The organism is Streptomyces sp. CA-243310 (assembly GCF_050936775.1).
GTDB lineage: Bacteria > Actinomycetota > Actinomycetes > Streptomycetales > Streptomycetaceae > Streptomyces.
This window is the reverse complement of record NZ_JBNJMF010000002.1, coordinates 2,485,124-2,502,618: the sequence shown is the minus strand read 5'-3', so window position 1 is coordinate 2,502,618 and position 17,495 is coordinate 2,485,124. Positions and strand designations below refer to the sequence as shown.

11 protein-coding genes are annotated in these 17,495 nt (G+C 71.6%); 8 read left to right on the top strand and 3 right to left on the bottom strand.

Annotation, left to right across the window (positions count from 1 at the left end; genetic code table 11):
- The first annotated feature begins 210 nt into the window (after nucleotides 1-210).
- The 6 genes from ACQEVM_RS28930 to galE all read left to right on the top strand — a co-directional run bounded on the left by ACQEVM_RS28930 (nucleotide 211) and on the right by galE (nucleotide 9,586).
- Entirely contained in the window at nucleotides 211-4,326 is a 4,116-nt protein-coding gene (locus ACQEVM_RS28930; RefSeq protein WP_433083809.1) for an Rne/Rng family ribonuclease, read from the top strand.
- Between the two features lie 293 nt (nucleotides 4,327-4,619).
- Complete coding sequence (rplU, locus tag ACQEVM_RS28925) at nucleotides 4,620-4,940, top strand: 50S ribosomal protein L21 (protein WP_030159347.1); 321 nt, start codon at nucleotides 4,620-4,622, stop codon at nucleotides 4,938-4,940.
- Between the two features lie 13 nt (nucleotides 4,941-4,953).
- The gene (rpmA, locus tag ACQEVM_RS28920; protein WP_030013081.1) at nucleotides 4,954-5,208 is read left to right on the top strand and encodes a 50S ribosomal protein L27; all 255 of its coding nucleotides are present in this window, start codon (nucleotides 4,954-4,956) and stop codon (nucleotides 5,206-5,208) included.
- Between the two features lie 170 nt (nucleotides 5,209-5,378).
- Nucleotides 5,379-6,824 carry a GTPase ObgE gene (gene obgE / locus ACQEVM_RS28915; protein ID WP_433083806.1) on the top strand — a complete coding sequence of 482 codons (1,446 nt, stop codon included), beginning with the start codon at nucleotides 5,379-5,381 and terminating at the stop codon, nucleotides 6,822-6,824.
- Nucleotides 6,825-6,917: 93 nt separating this feature from the next.
- Complete coding sequence (locus ACQEVM_RS28910) at nucleotides 6,918-8,537, top strand: glycosyltransferase family 2 protein (protein WP_433083804.1); 1,620 nt, start codon at nucleotides 6,918-6,920, stop codon at nucleotides 8,535-8,537.
- A 59-nt stretch (nucleotides 8,538-8,596) separates the two neighbouring features.
- On the top strand, nucleotides 8,597-9,586 hold the full coding sequence (gene galE, locus ACQEVM_RS28905; RefSeq protein WP_433083802.1) for a UDP-glucose 4-epimerase GalE: 990 nt from the start codon (nucleotides 8,597-8,599) through the stop codon (nucleotides 9,584-9,586).
- A gap of 96 nt (nucleotides 9,587-9,682) precedes the next feature.
- Here the strand turns inward: galE and ACQEVM_RS28900 are convergent, their stop codons facing one another.
- The 3 genes from ACQEVM_RS28900 to ACQEVM_RS28890 form a co-directional block, all read right to left on the bottom strand.
- Nucleotides 9,683-11,593, bottom strand: a complete 1,911-nt coding sequence (locus ACQEVM_RS28900; RefSeq protein WP_433083800.1) for a glycosyltransferase family 2 protein — start codon at nucleotides 11,591-11,593, stop codon at nucleotides 9,683-9,685.
- A gap of 148 nt (nucleotides 11,594-11,741) precedes the next feature.
- Nucleotides 11,742-12,911 carry a glycosyltransferase gene (locus ACQEVM_RS28895; RefSeq protein WP_433085443.1) on the bottom strand — a complete coding sequence of 390 codons (1,170 nt, stop codon included), beginning with the start codon at nucleotides 12,909-12,911 and terminating at the stop codon, nucleotides 11,742-11,744.
- Between the two features lie 62 nt (nucleotides 12,912-12,973).
- Nucleotides 12,974-15,814: a bifunctional glycosyltransferase/CDP-glycerol:glycerophosphate glycerophosphotransferase gene (locus tag ACQEVM_RS28890; RefSeq protein ID WP_433083798.1), complete on the bottom strand. Its 2,841-nt coding sequence runs from the start codon at nucleotides 15,812-15,814 to the stop codon at nucleotides 12,974-12,976.
- Between the two features lie 161 nt (nucleotides 15,815-15,975).
- Between ACQEVM_RS28890 and ACQEVM_RS28885 the strand changes: the two genes are divergently transcribed.
- Together ACQEVM_RS28885 and ACQEVM_RS28880 are read left to right on the top strand one after the other, a co-directional pair.
- Nucleotides 15,976-16,953: a glycosyltransferase family 2 protein gene (locus ACQEVM_RS28885; RefSeq protein ID WP_053674968.1), complete on the top strand. Its 978-nt coding sequence runs from the start codon at nucleotides 15,976-15,978 to the stop codon at nucleotides 16,951-16,953.
- Nucleotides 16,950-17,438, top strand: coding sequence for a GtrA family protein (locus ACQEVM_RS28880; RefSeq protein ID WP_433083796.1), 489 nt, complete (start codon nucleotides 16,950-16,952; stop codon nucleotides 17,436-17,438). Before ACQEVM_RS28885 ends, ACQEVM_RS28880 begins: the two co-directional genes overlap by 4 nt.
- Nucleotides 17,439-17,495: the final 57 nt, after the last annotated feature.

The following is a 17,495-nucleotide window of genomic DNA, read 5'->3' as shown; positions in this document are numbered from 1 at the left end:
ACTCGGTAGCCACCTGGGCCGGGCAGCGCACACAGACCTGAAGACTTCCGCCAGGCCGTACGGACAACACGTACGGAACCGGCGGCCATGAAACTGAGCTCCCGTGTGGCGAACGCGCCCCGGAGGCCGGTTCCGCGCTCATTACGCGGAGCCGTGCCGGACCGGATGTCAGCCGCGGCGCCCGGGAGCGTGACGGGAGAACCGCCCGCAATGCTCAACAACGAAACGTCTGACAACAACAACACCGCCGGCAACGCCGACGGTGGAAGCCCCAGCGACAACCTGCCCCCGCGCAGGCGTCGCCGCGCCGCCTCCCGGCCCGCGGGCCCGCCCGGCGCCACCGCCGCCGAGGCCGTGACCGAAACCCCGGCCGCCGCCCCCGCCGAGGAGGCCGAGGAGACCGCCCCGGCCGCGGCCCCCGCGCCGCGTGCCCGTCGTCGGGCCACCCGCGCCGTCGCGGCTCCGGCCGCTCCCGCCGCCGAGGCCGCCGCCCCGGCGCCCGCGGCCGAGACCCCCGCGCCGGCCGTCGAGGCCCCGGCCGCTCCCGCCGTCGAGGAGCCCGCGGCCCCTGCGCGTGCCCGTCGCCGTGCCACCCGCGCCGTCACCGCCCCGGAGGCACCCGCCGCCGAGGTCGCCCTGGAAGAGCCCGCCGCCGTAGAGGACCCGGTCGCCCCTGCGCCGCGTTCCCGTCGTCGTGCCACCCGCGCCGTTGCGGCTCCGGCCGCTCCCGCCGCCGAGGCCGCCGCCCCGGCGCCCGCGGTCGAGACCCCCGCGCCGGCCGTCGAGGCCCCGGCCGCTCCCGCCGTCGAGGAGCCCGCGGCCCCTGCGCCGCGTGCCCGTCGCCGTGCCACCCGCGCCGTCACCGCCCCGTCCGCTCCGACGGCCGAGGCCGTCGTCGAGACCCCGGTCGAGGCGCCCGCCCCGGTCGAGGCCCCGGTCGTCGAGGAGCCCGCCGCCCCGGCGCCGCGTGCCCGTCGTCGGGCCACCCGCGCCGTTGCGGCTCCGGCCGCTCCCGCCGCCGAGGCCGCCGCCGAGGCGCCCGCCGTCGAGGCCCCCGCGCCGGCCGCCGAGGCCCCGGTCGCCTCCAAGGCCACCGTCACCGTCGCCGACGCCGTGGACTCCCCGAAGCGCGGCGGCCGTCGCCGCGCCACCCGCTCCGGAGCCGTCACCCCCGCCGCCCCCGCGCAGCCCGCCGCCGAGGCCGAGGCGTCCGCCGCGCCGGCCCAGTCCCGCGCCGGCCGTCGTGCGGCGCGCCCCGCCGTGGCCGTGTTCCAGGCCCCGGTGTTCGCCGAGCCGATGTTCCAGACCCCGGAGACCGCCGCCATGGCGGCCGCTGCCGCTGCCGCCGCCGGCCAGGTCGACGACGAAGAGGACGAGGACGACACGGAGGCCGTGGCCGAGGCCGTACAGGCCCCCGCCGCCCAGCCGGCCGGCCGTCGCCGTCGCCGCGGTCGCGGCGCCGCCGAGCCCGCGGCCCCGGCCGTCGAGTCCGCCCCCGTCTCCCTCGCCGACGTGGAGCTCCACGAGGCCGAGGAGACCGAGGCCGACTCCGCCGACCTCGACGAGGACGACAACGAGAACGACGGCGAGCGTCCCTCGCGCCGCCGCCGTCGTGGTGGCCGTCGCCGCCGTCGCGGCGAGGCCGCCGACCTCGACGAGTCCACCGACGAGGACACCGAGGCCGAGTCCGCCGACCAGGACAGCGAAGAGGAATCCGCCGAGGAGGACGACGAGTCCGACGAGGGCGCCCTCGGCTCCAGCTCCAGCCGCCGTCGCCGGCGTCGCCGCCGTCGCAGCGGTGACGGCGGTACCGACGCCGACGCCGCCGAGGACGACGGCGTACGCACCGTCGTCAAGGTCCGCGAACCGCGCCCCGCGCGCGAGCGCTCCGAGTCCGCCGCCGGTTCCGGCTCCACCTCCTCCGACGAGGTCCAGTCCATCAAGGGCTCGACCCGCCTGGAGGCGAAGAAGCAGCGCCGTCGCGAAGGCCGCGAGCAGGGCCGCCGCCGCGTGCCGATCATCACCGAGGCCGAGTTCCTGGCCCGTCGTGAGGCCGTCGAGCGCGTGATGGTCGTCCGCCAGGCCGGCGAGCGCACCCAGATCGGCGTCCTCGAGGACGACGTGCTCGTCGAGCACTACGTCAACAAGGAGGAGGCCACCTCCTACGTCGGCAACGTCTACCTGGGCAAGGTCCAGAACGTGCTGCCGTCGATGGAGGCCGCCTTCATCGACATCGGCAAGGGTCGCAACGCGGTCCTCTACGCCGGTGAGGTCAACTTCGAGGCGCTCGGCATGGCCCACGGCCCCCGCCGCATCGAGTCCGCCCTCAAGTCCGGCCAGTCGGTCCTGGTGCAGGTCACCAAGGACCCGATCGGCCACAAGGGCGCCCGCCTGACCAGCCAGGTCTCGCTGCCCGGCCGCTACCTCGTCTACGTGCCCGAGGGCTCGATGACCGGTATCAGCCGCAAGCTGCCCGACACCGAGCGCGCGCGTCTCAAGACCATCCTCAAGAAGATCGTCCCCGAGGACGCGGGCGTCATCGTGCGCACCGCCGCCGAGGGCGCGAGCGAGGACGAGCTGCGTCGTGACGTCGAGCGCCTCCAGGCCCAGTGGGAGGACATCCAGAAGAAGTCGAAGCAGATCTCGACCTCTTCGCCGAGCCTGCTGTACGGCGAGCCGGACATGACCGTCCGCGTCGTGCGCGACATCTTCAACGAGGACTTCTCGAAGGTCATCGTCAGCGGTGACACCGCCTGGGAGACCATCCACGGCTACGTGAACCACGTGGCCCCGGACCTGGCCGACCGGCTCTCGCGCTGGACCTCCGAGGTCGACGTCTTCGCGACGTACCGGATCGACGAGCAGCTCGCCAAGGCGCTCGACCGCAAGGTGTGGCTGCCCTCGGGCGGCTCCCTCGTGATCGACAAGACCGAGGCGATGATCGTCATCGACGTCAACACCGGCAAGTTCACCGGTCAGGGCGGCAACCTCGAAGAGACCGTCACCAGGAACAACCTGGAGGCGGCCGAGGAGATCGTGCGCCAGCTGCGGCTGCGCGACCTGGGCGGCATCGTCGTCATCGACTTCATCGACATGGTCCTGGAGTCCAACCGCGACCTGGTCCTGCGGCGCATGCTGGAGTGCCTGGGCCGCGACCGCACGAAGCACCAGGTGGCCGAGGTCACCTCGCTGGGCCTGGTCCAGATGACCCGCAAGCGGGTGGGCCAGGGCCTCCTGGAGTCCTTCTCCGAGACCTGCGTCCACTGCAACGGTCGCGGCGTCATCGTCCACATGGAGACCCCGACCGTGGTCGGCGGTGGCGGCAACGGCAAGCGCTCCAAGCGCCGCGGCGGCCGTGCCCAGGACCACGATCACGACGTCGAGTCGACCGACACCGGTGACGCCGAGGTCTACGAGACCGAGGAGGAACTGGCCGCCGAGGTCTCCGCGCCCCGCGCGCTGCCCGAGCCGGAGTTCGTCCCGGACGAGGAGCTGTACGGCAGCCGGGCCGAGGCGGAGGCCGCGGCCTCCGGCGTGAGCGGTCGACGCAACCGTCGCCGCGCGACCCGCAAGGCGACCGCCCCGGCGGGCGCCCCGCGCGGCGCGGTGGCCCCGGAGCGGGCCCCGGCCGCGGTGGCCGAGCCCGAGCCGGTCGTGGAGGCCGTCGCCGAGCCGGTGGCCGTCGTCGAGCCCGAGCCCGTCGCCCCGGTCGAGACCGAGGTCGTCGCGGAGCCCGTGGTCGAGGAGGCCCCCAAGGGCCGTACGCGTCGCCGTGCGACCCGCAAGGCCACCGCCCCGGCGGGTGCCCCCGCGGCCGCCGCCGTCGCGGAGCCGGAGCCGGTCGTGGAGGCCGTCGTCGAGCCCGTCGTCGAGCCCGAGCCCGAGCCGGTCGTCGAGACCCCGGCCGAGCCGGTGGCCGAACCCGTCGCGGACGCCGCTCCGGCCCGCCCGCGTCGCCGTGCCACCCGCAAGGCCACCGCACCCGCCGGTTCCCCGGCGGGCGCGGCCGAGGCGGCCGTCCTGGTCGTCGAGGCGGCTCCCGCGGCAGCCGAGTCGGAGCCCGAGGCGCCGGTCGAGGCCGACGCCGAGCCCGAGGCGCCGGTGAAGAAGAAGGCCGCCCGCAAGGCTCCGGCCAAGAAGGCGACCACCGCGGCGAAGAAGGCCCCGGCCAAGAAGGCGGCGGCCACCAAGACCGCCGCGAAGAAGACCGTCGCCAAGAAGGCCGCCACCCCGGCCAAGAAGGCGCCGGCGAAGCGGGCCACGAAGAAGACCGCGGCGGCGGAGCAGCAGGCGCTCCCGTCCGTCTCGGCTCCCACCGAGGCCTGATCCGCGTCACACCCGTGGGCCCCGCCGTTCGGCGGGGCCCACGGGCGTGCGGGGCCCGGTTTGACCCCCTGGAACCAGGCCCGTAACCTAGACCGTCGGCATGTCCTAGATGATTTTCCGTCTAGTGCGCGTCGCGCTCCTGAGCACCCTCCTCCTCCGTACGTCCGTGTACGCGCCTCGCGCGTGCGCGTCGCCGGGGAGAGGCCGCTCGTCCAATCCGGATCACCGTGGGCCTCGGCCCGCGTGAGCGGCTGGCTTCAGGAGCATCCGTCCCGAGTGAGAGAGAGATCCGCGTGTACGCCATCGTGCGCAGCGGTGGTCGCCAGCACAAGGTTGCTGTTGGTGACATCGTTGAGGTTGACAAGATTTCCACTGCCAAGGTTGGCGACACGGTCGAGCTCTCGACCCTGCTCGTTGTCGACGGCGACGCCGTGACCAGCGACCCGTGGGTGCTGGCCGGGATCAAGGTCCAGGCCGAGATCGTGGACCACCACAAGGGCGCCAAGATCGACATCCTGCGCTACAAGAACAAGACCGGCTACCGCCGTCGCCAGGGTCACCGCCAGCAGTACACGGCGATCAAGGTCACCGGTATCCCCACGGCTGCGAAGTAAGAGGGACTGAGACATGGCACACAAGAAGGGCGCATCTTCCACCCGGAACGGGCGCGATTCCAATGCTCAGCGGCTCGGCGTGAAGCGCTTCGGCGGTCAGGTCGTCTCCGCCGGCGAGATCCTCGTCCGCCAGCGCGGCACCCACTTCCACCCGGGCTCGGGTGTCGGTCGTGGTGGCGACGACACGCTGTTCGCGCTGCAGGCCGGTTCGGTCGAGTTCGGCACGCACCGTGGCCGCAAGGTCGTCAACATCGTTCCGGCCGCCTGATCCAGCTCCTGCTGCATCACACGCGTTCGTAACACCCCGAGGGCGGATCTCAACTCTTCCCGGCGGAAGCCGGGAAGAGAGGTCCGCCCTCGGCGCGTTGTCACATAGACACGTTTAATGGGCGGCAAGGCCTGCCCGGGACATTCCCGTATGTATCTGGAGGAACACCCATGACCACCTTCGTGGACCGCGTCGAGCTGCACGTCGCCGCGGGTAACGGGGGCCACGGCTGCGCCTCCGTTCACCGGGAGAAGTTCAAGCCGCTCGGCGGCCCCGACGGCGGAAACGGCGGCCGTGGCGGCGACGTCATCCTGGTGGTGGAGCAGGCGGTCACCACCCTGCTGGACTACCACCACAGCCCCCACCGCAAGGCCACCAACGGTCAGCCCGGCGCCGGCGACAACCGCTCCGGCAAGGACGGCCAGGACCTGATCCTGCCCGTGCCGGACGGCACCGTCGTCCTCGACAAGGAGGGCAACGTCCTCGCCGACCTCGTCGGCCAGGGCACCACCTACGTCGCCGGTGAGGGCGGGCGCGGCGGCCTCGGCAACGCGGCGCTCTCCTCGGCCCGCCGCAAGGCGCCCGGTTTCGCCCTCCTCGGCGTCCCCGGCACCACCGGTGATGTCGTCCTGGAGCTCAAGACCGTCGCCGACGTGGCGCTGGTCGGCTTCCCGAGCGCCGGCAAGTCCTCGCTGATCTCGGTCCTCTCCGCCGCCAAGCCGAAGATCGCGGACTACCCGTTCACCACCCTGGTCCCGAACCTGGGCGTCGTCACGGCCGGCTCGACGGTCTACACGATCGCCGACGTCCCGGGCCTGATCCCCGGCGCGAGCCAGGGCAAGGGCCTCGGCCTGGAGTTCCTGCGCCACGTCGAGCGCTGCTCGATCCTCGTGCACGTGCTCGACACCGCCACCCTGGAGTCCGACCGCGACCCGCTCGCCGACCTCGACGTCATCGAGGAAGAGCTGCGGATGTACGGCGGCGGACTGGAGAAGCGGCCCCGCCTCGTCGTCCTCAACAAGGTCGACATCCCGGACGGCCAGGACCTCGCCGACATGGTGCGCCCCGACCTGGAGGCGCGCGGTTACAAGGTCTTCGAGGTCTCCGCGGTGTCCCGTACGGGGCTCAAGGAGCTCTCGTACTTCCTCGCCGAGGTCATCGCCAAGGCCCGCTCCCGCAAGCCGAAGGAGGAGGCGACCCGCATCGTCATCCGTCCGAAGGCCGTCGACGACTCCGGCTTCACCGTCACCTACGACGAGGTCGAGGACGTCTACCAGGTGCGCGGCGAGAAGCCCGAGCGCTGGGTCCGCCAGACCGACTTCAACAACGACGAGGCCGTCGGCTACCTCGCGGACCGTCTCGCCCGCCTCGGTGTCGAGGAAGCGCTGAAGAAGGCCGGCGCCCGCGCCGGTGACGGCGTCGCCATCGGCTCCGACGAGAACTCCGTCGTCTTCGACTGGGAGCCGACCGTGATGGCCGGCGCCGAGATGCTGGGCCGCCGAGGCGAGGACCACCGCCTGGACGCACCGCGCCCGGCCACCACGCGCCGCAAGGACAAGGAAGCCAAGCGCGGCGACTCCGCCGAGCAGGAGTACGACGAGTTCCGTCCCTTCTAGGACATGTCCGGATCCTGACGGCGGCCCGCCGCCGTCAAGGGTCCGACGGGGGTCTTGAGGCGACCTTTACCCGGGTCGCCTAGGATCCAGCGGGTGACCAGCATCAATCCCGCAACCGTCTCCGTCGTGGTGATCGCGTACAACGACGCCGGGCTCGTGGGCGAGGCCGTCTCCTCGGCACTCGACCAGGGCCCGGTGGTCGACGAGATCATCGCGGTCAACGACGCCTCGTCCGACGACACCGGGCGGGTCCTGGACGAGCTGGCCGAGCGCCACCCCCGCCTGAAGGTCCTGCACCGCACGGAGAACAGCGGCGGTTGCGGGACCCCGCGCAACGACGGGATCGCGGCCGCGACCGCCCCGTACGTCCTCTTCCTCGACAGCGACGACGTCCTGCCGCCCGGCGCGGCCGACGCCCTCGTGCGGGCCGCCGAACGGCACCGCGCACCGGTGACGGTCGGCGCGTGCGTACGCCGCGAGCTGCCGCAACGTCAGGACGTGCCCTGGGTGCCGGGGCTGTACACCGCGGGCGACGTCATCGAGAGGCCCGCCGACCGGCCCGAACTGGTCCGCGACACCCTCTGCGTCAACAAGCTGTACGCGCGCGCCTTCCTCGACGAGCACGACATCCGCTTCCCCGACGGCCGCTTCGTCTACGAGGACTTCGTCTTCACCGCCCGCGTCCTGGCCGCCGCCCCCCGCGTCGCCGTGATCGACGACCTCGTCTACGTCTGGCACGTGCGCCGGTCCGCCGCCCAGGTGTCGATCTCCCTCGACCGCAAGGACGTCGCCAACTGGCTGTCCAGGATCGAGGCGCACCGCACCGCGGCCCGGATCCTCACCGCCTCCTCCCCGGCACTGGGCCACGCCTGCCAGGTCAAGTTCCTGGAGTACGACCTGCGCATGTACCTGCGCGAACTCGGCGACGACCCCGACTACCAGGCCGCCTGGTGGGCCGCGACGCGCGACTACCTCGACGGGTTCACGGACGCCGAGGTCGAGGCCGCAGGGCCGCACGCGCGCTGGATCGTACGACTGCTGCGGGCCACCCCGAAGCCGCCCGCCGACGTGGAGCGGCTGACGCGCTTCGCCGCCGAGCCCCCCCGCCTGCTGCCGCCGTACGCGAGCACCCCGGACGGGCTGCCCGTGTGGAGCGAGGAGCTGCCGGTGGAGCTGGACGGCATGGCGACGCTGCCGACCGGGGAACTCCCCGTCACCGTCGACGCCCGCCTGAGCGGAACCGCGGGCCTGCGGATCCGCGTCCACGACATGTACGGACGGCTCGCCGCCGCCGGGCCGCGCACCGCGTGGTTGGGCTTCCAGGCGCGCTCGGGCGGGGAACCGGTCCTCGGCGAACCCGTGGAACTGACCCCCGCGACCGACGGGGACGGCTGGACCGCCGAACTGCCGTTCCGGCTCACCGCGCTCGCGGAGGCCGGACGGCGACGCGGCGGACGCGGCATGCAGGCGTGGGGCGTGCAGATCGGAGTGCGGTGTGAGGACGGGAGCTCCCTCGTGATCCCGCCGCGCCCCCTCGACGACCTGCTGCGACGCCGGGCGCTGCCCAGCAGCCGGTACGGTGTTCTGCTGGCGCAGCCGTACCGCACCGCCGCGGGTTCACTGGGCGTGCGTCTCGCACCGGGCGCGTCCGGGGCCATGAGCCTCGTACGCAACCGCCTCGGCAGGGTCAGGGCAAGCCTTCGGTCGGGCTGACAGCAGGACACCGGTCGCAGACGGCCGGCGGAATCGGACAGGACTCGGGAGAACACGGCATGACTTTTCTGATCACCGGTGGCGCCGGATACATCGGCTCGCACGTCGTCCGCGCGATGAGGCTCGCGGGGGAGGAGGTCGTCGTCCTCGACGACCTGTCCACCGGCAACGAGAACCGGGTCCCGGACGGCGTCCCGCTGGTCATCGGCTCCGTGCTGGACCGGCCGCTCCTGGACAAGACCCTCGCCGAGCACCGGATCACCGGCGTGGTGCACCTCGCCGGCAAGAAGCAGGTCGGCGAGTCCGTCGAGAAGCCGCTGTACTACTACCACGAGAACGTGCAGGGCCTCACGGTGCTGCTCCAGGCCGTGGCCGAGGCCGGCATCCGCAACTTCCTCTTCTCCTCCTCCGCCTCCGTCTACGGCATGCCCGACGTGGACCTGGTCACCGAGGACACCCCCTGCCTGCCGCTGAGCCCGTACGGCGAGACCAAGCTCACCGGCGAGTGGCTCGTCCGCGCCGCCGGCAAGGCGCACGGCATCTCCACCGCCTGCCTGCGCTACTTCAACGTGGCGGGCGCCGCCACCCCCGAACTCGCCGACACCGGGGTCTTCAACCTGGTCCCGATGGTCTTCGAGCGCTACGAGGCCGGTGAGGGCGCCCGCATCTTCGGCGACGACTACCCGACCCCGGACGGCACCTGCATCCGCGACTACATCCACGTCGAGGACCTCGCGGACGCCCACGTGGTGGCGGCCCGCAGGCTCGCCGAGTGGGGCGCGCAGGGCGATTACAAGGACCTCACCGTCAACATCGGCCGCGGCGAGGGCGTCTCCGTCCGCGAGATGGTCGAGTTCCTGAACGCCGACACCGGCAACGACTTCGCGCCGGTGGTCACCCCGCGCCGCCCCGGTGACCCGGCGAAGGTGGTGGCCTCCGCCGACCGGATCGCCGCGGAGCTGGGCTGGAAGGCCCGCCACGACGTCCGCGAGATGATCGCCTCGGCGTGGGCGGGCTGGCAGGCGAACAAGGTGGCCGCGCAGCGCTAGCCGTCTCCCCGGGCATCGCCCCGGGCCCTGTCGTCCGCTTCGGACGTGCCACCGGCCCGCCGCCCCGATCACCCGGGCGGCGGGCCGGCGCGCGTTTCAGCGGGCCGGCGCGCGCACGATCCGGGAGACCGTCCGGCGGGCGTGCCGACCGAGCCGGCGGTGCAACGGCAGCGGTACCCGTACGGTGAGCGCCGCCCCGTCGGCCGACCGCACCGGCAGCTCCCGGCTGAACCCCCGGTCCCGTATCCGCAGCCTCACCTGCCACTCGCCCTCCGGCACCCCCCGCACCTCCGTGCGCACCCGCAGCCGACCGTCCGCATCGGTGCCGCCCACCGCCGGCGTGGTGAAGGGGGCCCGGCCCGGCGCGTGCAGCACGAAGTCCACCGGGGCGTCCGCAGGCCAGCCCGGTATGGTCGCCGTCGCCTCCAGGACCGGGGCGCCCACGACCCGTGCCGCGGCAGTGCCGCGCGCGTCGGCGGCCAGCGGTATCCGGGTGGCGCCCAGGTCCAGGTTCACGTGCTGGTGCGCCTCGGAGTGGAACACCGTCGCGGCCTGCGGCGGCTCCCCGGGCGTGCCGTGCACGATCCGGGGCACCGGGGCGGCGTCGTACTCGGCGGCCTTCGGTCTCGGCAGCCACGCCTCCTTGACGAGGGAGCCCGCCGCCACCGCGACCCGTACGGTCCAGATCCCGTCGTCGAGCCGCAGGCCCTCGGCGGCCCGGTTGACGTCCACCGCCGCCTCGTAACCACCCCGCGCGTCGGTCCGCGCCGCCGGTATCCGGATGGTGTGGCCCTGCCGCCGCAGCAGCAGCGCCACCTCCTGCTCCGCGGCCCCGCCCATGCCGTCGAGCCGGGCCGTCCCGCGCAGCCGCAGCACCGGACCGTCCCAGCTGTACGAGGCCAGCTCCTGCCGCAGCACCACCCGCGAGGTCAGGTCGTACAGCTCGTCGGGGAGACCGGCGCCGGGGGCCCGGAAGAACGGGTAGGCGGCGAAGGCGCGACCGCCCTCGATCACGGCGGGACCCAGACCGTCCACGGTGTCGGCGGTGACCACGGCGGTCAGCTCGCGGGTCCGACCCGCCTTGATCAGATGGGCGCGCATCCGCAGCCGGGGCGGCAGCGCGGCGCTGATCCGCTCGGTCAGGTAGGTCTCGACGAGCGGTTCGGCCGCCCGGAGCATCGCCTCGCGGCCCGCCTCGTCGCGGGCCAGGTACGGCTCGGCGAACATGCTCAGCACCTCGCCGTGGAAATGGCGCTCCATGAGCTTGTCCCGCACGGGACCGGCCGGCACGTGATCGGCCACCATCTCCAGGATCTCGCCGACGTAGGCCAGCTGCGCCACCCAGTCGACGTCCTGCTGCGTGGCGTTCGTGCCGTCGCCGCGGCCCTCCAGGTAGTAGCAGTCGTGATCGGCGACCACCGATATCCGGCGGGCGTGCAGCAGGGCGTGCGCGCCGAACGGGAGGTCCTCGCCGAGCAGCCGGCCCTCGGTGAACCGCAACCGGTGCGTGTCGACCAGGCTGCGGCGCCACAGCTTGTAGGCGGCGAGCGTCCAGTACACGGGGGAGTCGTGGAGCGAGACCTCGGCGCTGGTGGTGCGCAGGTCCACCGGGGCGGCCCGCCCGTTCACCCCGACGATCCGCCCGTACACCACGTCGGAGTCCTGCTCCTCGGCCATCCGGACCAGCCGCTCCAGGGCCTCCGGGCCCAGGTAGTCGTCCGAGTCGAGGAAGAACAGGTAGTCGCCGCCCGACGCGTCGATCCCGACGTTGCGCGGCTTCCCGGCGCCACCGGAGGCGGCCTGGTGGATCACGGTGGTGTTCGGGTGCCGGGCCGCCCAGGTGTCCAGCCAGTCACCGGAACCGTCGGTCGAGCCGTCGTCCACGGCGATGACCTCGATCCGGTCCGCCGTGAGGGTCTGGGCGGCCACCGAGTCGAAGCAGCGCCGCAGGTAGCGCCGGGTGTTGTGCACGGGTATGACGACGCTGACGCTCGCGCGGGAGCCCATGGGCGGTTCCTCGGATCGGGTGGACGACATCGGCCGCTCGGCGGCCTCTTGCCCCTCCGTCGAGGGTACGTGGACGGGCCACCACCGAAAAGGGTGATGGCCCGTCGTCCTGCTCCGCTGTTCCCGCTGTTCCCGCTCTGCCCGCAGGTCAGCGGTGCAGCAGCGTGAAGAGATCCTCCCAGCGCCTGCTGATCTCCTCCGTGGAGTACCGCTGGATGTCCTCGCGGGCCTGCTCGCCCATCCGGTCGCGCAGCTCGCGGTCGGACATCAGCGCGTCCAGGCGGCGGCCGAACTCACCGGTGTTCCCGGGCGGGGCGATGAGGCCGTTGACCCCGTCCGAGATGATCTCGTGGACGCCGGGGGCCACGTCGAAGGCGACGCAGGGCACCGCGGTCGCCATGGCCTCCATCAGGGCGAGGGGGAAGCCCTCACCGCGCGAGGACAGGGCGAACACCGCGCTGTCGCGCAACGCGCCGGGGACGTCGGAGGTGCGACCCATCCACTCCACCGAGGAGGAGATCCCCAGCCGGTCGCACTGCGCCTTGAGCGCCTCCTCCTCCGGACCGGAGCCGTAGAGCGTCAGCACCCACCCGGGGTGCTTCGGCGCCACCTCCGCCCAGGAGTCGAGGAGCATGTCCACGCCCTTCTCCTCGTGCAGCCGGCCGATGCTGACCACGCGCTCGGCGGTCCGCAGGGACGGCTCCTCGGGGAAGAACGGCAGCGGGTTCGGCATGGAGCCCACGTTGTCCATCCGCTGGCGGATCCACAGGTCCGCGTCCTCGCGGGTGAGGGCCAGCATCCGGTCCACGTTCTTGTAGAACCGCTTGACCCGCCCGAACCGGGAGGACCTGCGGCAGGTCTCGAAGGACTCGTGGCTCATGCCGACGAGCTTCAGACCGGAGGTGTCCGCCATGGCCACCCACTCCATCGCCCAGACCTGGCTCACGATGACCACGGCCCCCGGGCGGGCCGCCCGGAACAGCTCGGTCAGCTTCGCGGCCTGCGCGCGCATGCCCGCGTCGCGTGCGGCCCGGCGCCGGCGCTCGATGATGTCGAGCTTGCCCTTGAGGCCCCTGAGGGCCTTGATGGAGGGCGGGTGCACGTCGTACAGGGTGGTGGTGCGGTACGGCAGGTCCTCGCCCAGGTCGGCGCGCCGATCCTCGGGGGCCGGCACGACGCCCACCACGTGGACGGCGTGTCCGCGCTCCGAGAAGATCCGGGCCATCTGGTGGGACCAGCTGGTGATGCCGCCCAGCTCGTCCACGCTGTTGGAGACCAGGAAGATGTCCCGGGGCCGCCCGTCGTGCGTCCCGGACATCGCCGCCCCCGTCGTCGCGATCTCGGGGTTCGTCACGGTCGTCGTCTCGATCACCTCGGACATCAGCGGCTCCACCCGGAGAAGAACGTGTCGACGATCCGCTCGGCGGCGTTGCCCCGGTCGTACTCGCCGAACTCGGCCACGAAGCGCTTGCGGGCCTCGGCATGCGGGTCCTGCGCCGTGTCGAGGCTCTTCAGGACGTCGTGGAACTCCTCCTCGGTCCGGAACACCGGACCCGGAGCGTGCTCCACCAGGTCGAAGTAGGTGCCGCGCTCCTCGTGTACGTACGAGTCGTAGTCGTACGCGAAGAAGAGGATCGGCCGGTCCAGCAGCGCGTAGTCGAACATCACGGAGGAGTAGTCCGTGATCAGCGCGTCGGCCAGCTCCATCAGCGGCATCACGTCGTGCCGCGCGGACACGTCGATGACCTTGCCCTTGGCCGTCGGCGGCAGCACCACGTGGTTGAGGTAGTGCGCCCGGACGAGCAGCACGTACCGGTCGCCGAACTCCTCGGTGAACTTCTCCACGTCGAACGGCATCGGGAACGCGCCCGGCGTACGGAACGTCGGCGCGTACAGCAGGACCTTCTTGTCGGCGGGAATGCCGAGCTCGGCGGCCAGCGCACCGCGCTCGCGGCGCCCGTCCGGCGCGTCCTCGGCCTGCCGGGCCCGGACGAGCGCGTCGTTGCGCGGGTAACCCACCCGCAGCAGCTTCGATTCGCCGATCCGGAAGGCCTTCGCGAGGGTCCGCACGTCGTGCTCCGAGCGGCACACGAAGTGGTCGAAGCGGCTCAGGTGCCTCTCCTCCGCGGCCTGCTGCGCGTGCGTGGCCGCCTTCAGACCGGGCTGGTCGAAGCCCATCTTCTTGAGCGCGGACCCGTGCCAGGTCTGGATGTACGTGGTGTCGGGCCGCTTGGCGAGCTTCAGCGGGTAGCTCTGGTTGTCCACCCAGAACTCCGCCCGGGCCAACGCCTTCAGGTAGGGCAGCGACCAGCGGCGCACCAGATGGGCGTCCGCGGGGAAGTCCTTCGGGCTGCCCGCGTACGACCAGAACGCCTCGAACTCCAGGCCGCGGCTGCGCATCTCCTCGTAGATGGCGCGCGGGCTGTCGCTGTACTGCTTGCCGAGCATGCTCTCGAAGACGATGGTGCGCTTCTTCACCGGCAGCCGGCCGTAGACCTCGTGGAAGAGGCGCAGCTTGGTCTTCTCCGAGGTCAGCGTCTTGCGCAGCTCCTTGGCGCGGCGGTAGCCGGCCTTGGCCAGCTTGCCGGGCCTGCCGCGCACGGCGCTCTGGATCAGTTCCTCGATCCGCTCGTTGTCGTGCCGGGCGGAGACCAGCCGGAAGGCCAGGTGGCCCTTGGCCGTGGGCTGCGGCTCGATGTGGTCCGCGACCAGGCGGGTCAGGCGCGGCTTGACGGGCAGCAGACCGCTGCCGAGCTCGCTCTCGCCGATGGTCAGGCGCGTGTTGGTCTTCGCGCCGTCGACGTCCAGGATGACGCGGACGTCCCAGACGGAGTCGATGATGCCCAGCGGACGGAGCCTGGCACTGAGGTCGACGTCGGCTTCCCAGGAGATGACGCTGCCCTCGTTGCGCAGCGCCTTCACGGGGAAGTTGAACGTCTGCAGGCTGCGGCGGCGGGCCCGGAACTCGACCTGGCCCTTGATCTTCGCCTCGGGCCTGATGACACCCAGCGGGTTGGTGATGCGGCCCGCGAGCCGCACGGTGCCGTCGGCCTCCGCGTAGCGCGTCAGCTCGTTGCGCAGGAACAGTTCCCGGATCGGCTTCTGGTGGTAACCGAGGTCCGTGACGTCGAGCACGCTGCGGGCGAACTCGTCGTCGAGGTGCTCGGCGCACCAGTAGATCCGGCCGTCCTTCCTGGCGAGCGGGGAGGACACCTTGTTCCGGTGGGTCAGGGTGTCCACGGCGGGCAGCAGGTTGTCCCAGTCGCCCTGCTGGAGCAGGTAGGCGCAGATGGCCTGGATGGGCTGGACCCGGGTGTACGCCTCGCGGTCGAGGCCCTCCAGGTAGCCGCGGGAGAGCTCGGCGAACTCGCGCCGGTAGGACTCGTCGCGGAACGGCAGGTCACGCAGGTGCAGCACGAGGTCGTGCTTGAGGAACTTGACGTCCTTGGCCGTCTGCATCTCGGTCATGCCGCGCTCCGCCAGGAGGGCGTCGATCCGCCGGTGGATCTCCAACCGGTGGATGTAGTTGGTCATCTCGTGCCGGCGGTTGGTCACGGACTTGACCTTGGCCTGCGCGTAGACGTTCCAGAAGTACACCTGGTTCGGGATCAGGGTGATCTTCTTCGCGGCGAGGTAGGCCTCGGCGATGAACATCAGGTCCTCGTACAGCATCCCCTTCGGGAAGAGGAGGTTGTTGTCGAGGAGGAAGTCGCGGCGGTAGCACTTGTTCGTGGACAGCGTGTCCCACACGAACAGGTCCGGCAGCTCGCTGACCGAGTTCAGGGTGCGGGTGGTGCGGTACAGCCAGGCGTACCACTCGTCGCGCTTCTGGTTGCGGGTGTCCTTGTGGACCCGCACGCACAGCCCCGAGACGATGTCGGCGTCCGTCCGCTCGGCGGCCTCCAGCATGTTGCGGCAGGCGTTCACCTCGAGGATGTCGTCGCTGTCCAGGAACATGACGTAGCGGCCCTCGGCATGGCCGATGCCGATGTTGCGGGGCTCGCCGCCGGCGCCGCTGTTCTCGGGCAACTGGTAGGCACGCACCCGCCCCGGGTGCGCTGCTTCGAGTTCTTTGGCGACCTCGAAGGAACGGTCCTTGCTGCAGTCGTCCACGATCACGACTTCGACCCCGTGCAGGGTCTGGTCCAAAACCGACTGGACGGCTGTCGGCAGACGCTCTGCGTCGTTGTAGACGATGACGACCACGGAGACGTCAGGCACGTGCACCTCGATCCCTTTGTTCCATTGCGTTTATCCCGACAAAGCTACCGTGTGCGGCACTCGACTCGGGCAGCGCGGCTCGGCCGTGCATACTTCTCAAGAGGTGGTGGTGTCGAGTCAGTCGTCGACAATCACCCGTTCGGATCCGGCAGGAAGTGTTCATGACCAAGCTGTCCGTAGTTGTTCCTTGCTACAACGAAGAAGCCGTCATCGACCGCTTCGACGCAGAGATCCGCAGGGTTCTCGACGCCCTGCCCATCGAGTACGAGGTTTGCTACGTCGATGACGGTAGCCGGGACGGGACGCTGGAGAAACTCCGCAAGATCGCCGCGGAGTACGGGGACCAGACGCGCTACGTCTCCTTCAGCCGGAACTTCGGCAAGGAGTCGGGCATGCTCGCCGGGCTGCGCGAGGCCACCGGCGACGCCGTGGTGATCATGGACGCGGACCTCCAGCACCCGCCGGAACTCATCGCCACCATGCTCGAGCACTACCGGCAGGGACACGACCAGGTCATCGCGCGTCGCACCCGCGAGGGCGACAAGAAGGTCCGTTCCGCCCTCAGCCGCATGTACTACCGAGGCGTCAACCGCTGGGTGGACGTCGAGCTGACCGACGGGGTCGGGGACTTCCGGCTGCTCTCGCGCCCCGCCGTGGACGCCCTGCTCGCGCTCCCCGAGTACAACCGCTTCTCCAAGGGACTCTTCTCCTGGATCGGCTTCGACACGGTCCACTTCGACTACCGCAACGCCCAGCGCGAGGCCGGCGAGACGAAGTGGAAGTTCGGCGCCCTGCTGAACTACGGCATGGACGGGTTGATCTCCTTCAACAACCGTCCGCTCCGGATCGGGATCTGGCTCGGCGTGTCGTTGGTCGCACTCACCGGCCTCTACGCCCTGTGGACCACCGTGATGGCGATCACGTACGGGGTCGAGTCCCCGGGTTACGTCACGCTCGTGGCGCTCATCACAGGCCTGGGCGGCGTCCAGATGATCATGCTCGGGCTGATCGGCGAGTACATCGGCCGCATCTACTACGAGTCCAAGCGCCGCCCGCACTTCCTGGTCAAGGAAGCGCACGGCGCGGAGCGGGTGCCCGGCGTCTCCGAAGCCGTGATCTCGGAGCGCAGCCGCCGATGACTTCGAACGTCCCCGCCCCCGGTCACCCCCCGGTGACCGGGAGCACCCCGGCGCCCCGGAGCACCCGACGGGAACAGCTGGGGCAGATCATCCGCTTCGGCCTGGTGGGCGGCGTCAACACCGCGACCTTCTTCGGCATCTACCTGCTCCTGCACCCGTGGATGCCGTACTTCGCCGCGTACACGCTCGCCTTCCTGCTGTCGATGGTCGGCTCGTTCTTCATGAACACCTACTTCACCTACCGGACCCGGCCCACGTGGAAGAAGTTCGCGCTCTTCCCGCTGACGAACATCACCAACTACGTCATCCAGTCGGTCGGCCTGTTCGTCCTGGTGCAGTGGGCCGGCATGGACGACCGGATCGCCCCGCTCGTCGCGGCCGTCGTGGCCATCCCGTTCACCTTCCTGCTGTCCCGCAAGATCCTGGTCCCGGGCGCCGCTGCCGCGACGGAAGCCGAGCCGGCCCGCGGTTCGTCCACCCTCTGAAACCCGCGCGCGGCCCCGACGGGCCACCCCGTAGATTGAGTTCCCGGCACCTGCGGC

Excerpts from the sequence above, each read along its gene's own strand:
- ACQEVM_RS28930 (WP_433083809.1), top strand. The coding sequence starts at position 211 with ATGCTCAACAACGAAACGTCTGACAACAACAACACCGCCGGCAACGCC.
- rpmA (WP_030013081.1), top strand. The coding sequence starts at position 4,954 with ATGGCACACAAGAAGGGCGCATCTTCCACCCGGAACGGGCGCGATTCC.
- obgE (WP_433083806.1), top strand. The coding sequence starts at position 5,379 with ATGACCACCTTCGTGGACCGCGTCGAGCTGCACGTCGCCGCGGGTAAC.
- galE (WP_433083802.1), top strand. The coding sequence starts at position 8,597 with ATGACTTTTCTGATCACCGGTGGCGCCGGATACATCGGCTCGCACGTC.
- ACQEVM_RS28900 (WP_433083800.1), bottom strand. The coding sequence starts at position 11,593 with ATGGGCTCCCGCGCGAGCGTCAGCGTCGTCATACCCGTGCACAACACC.
- ACQEVM_RS28895 (WP_433085443.1), bottom strand. The coding sequence starts at position 12,911 with ATGTCCGGGACGCACGACGGGCGGCCCCGGGACATCTTCCTGGTCTCC.
- ACQEVM_RS28885 (WP_053674968.1), top strand. The coding sequence starts at position 15,976 with ATGACCAAGCTGTCCGTAGTTGTTCCTTGCTACAACGAAGAAGCCGTC.
- ACQEVM_RS28880 (WP_433083796.1), top strand. The coding sequence starts at position 16,950 with ATGACTTCGAACGTCCCCGCCCCCGGTCACCCCCCGGTGACCGGGAGC.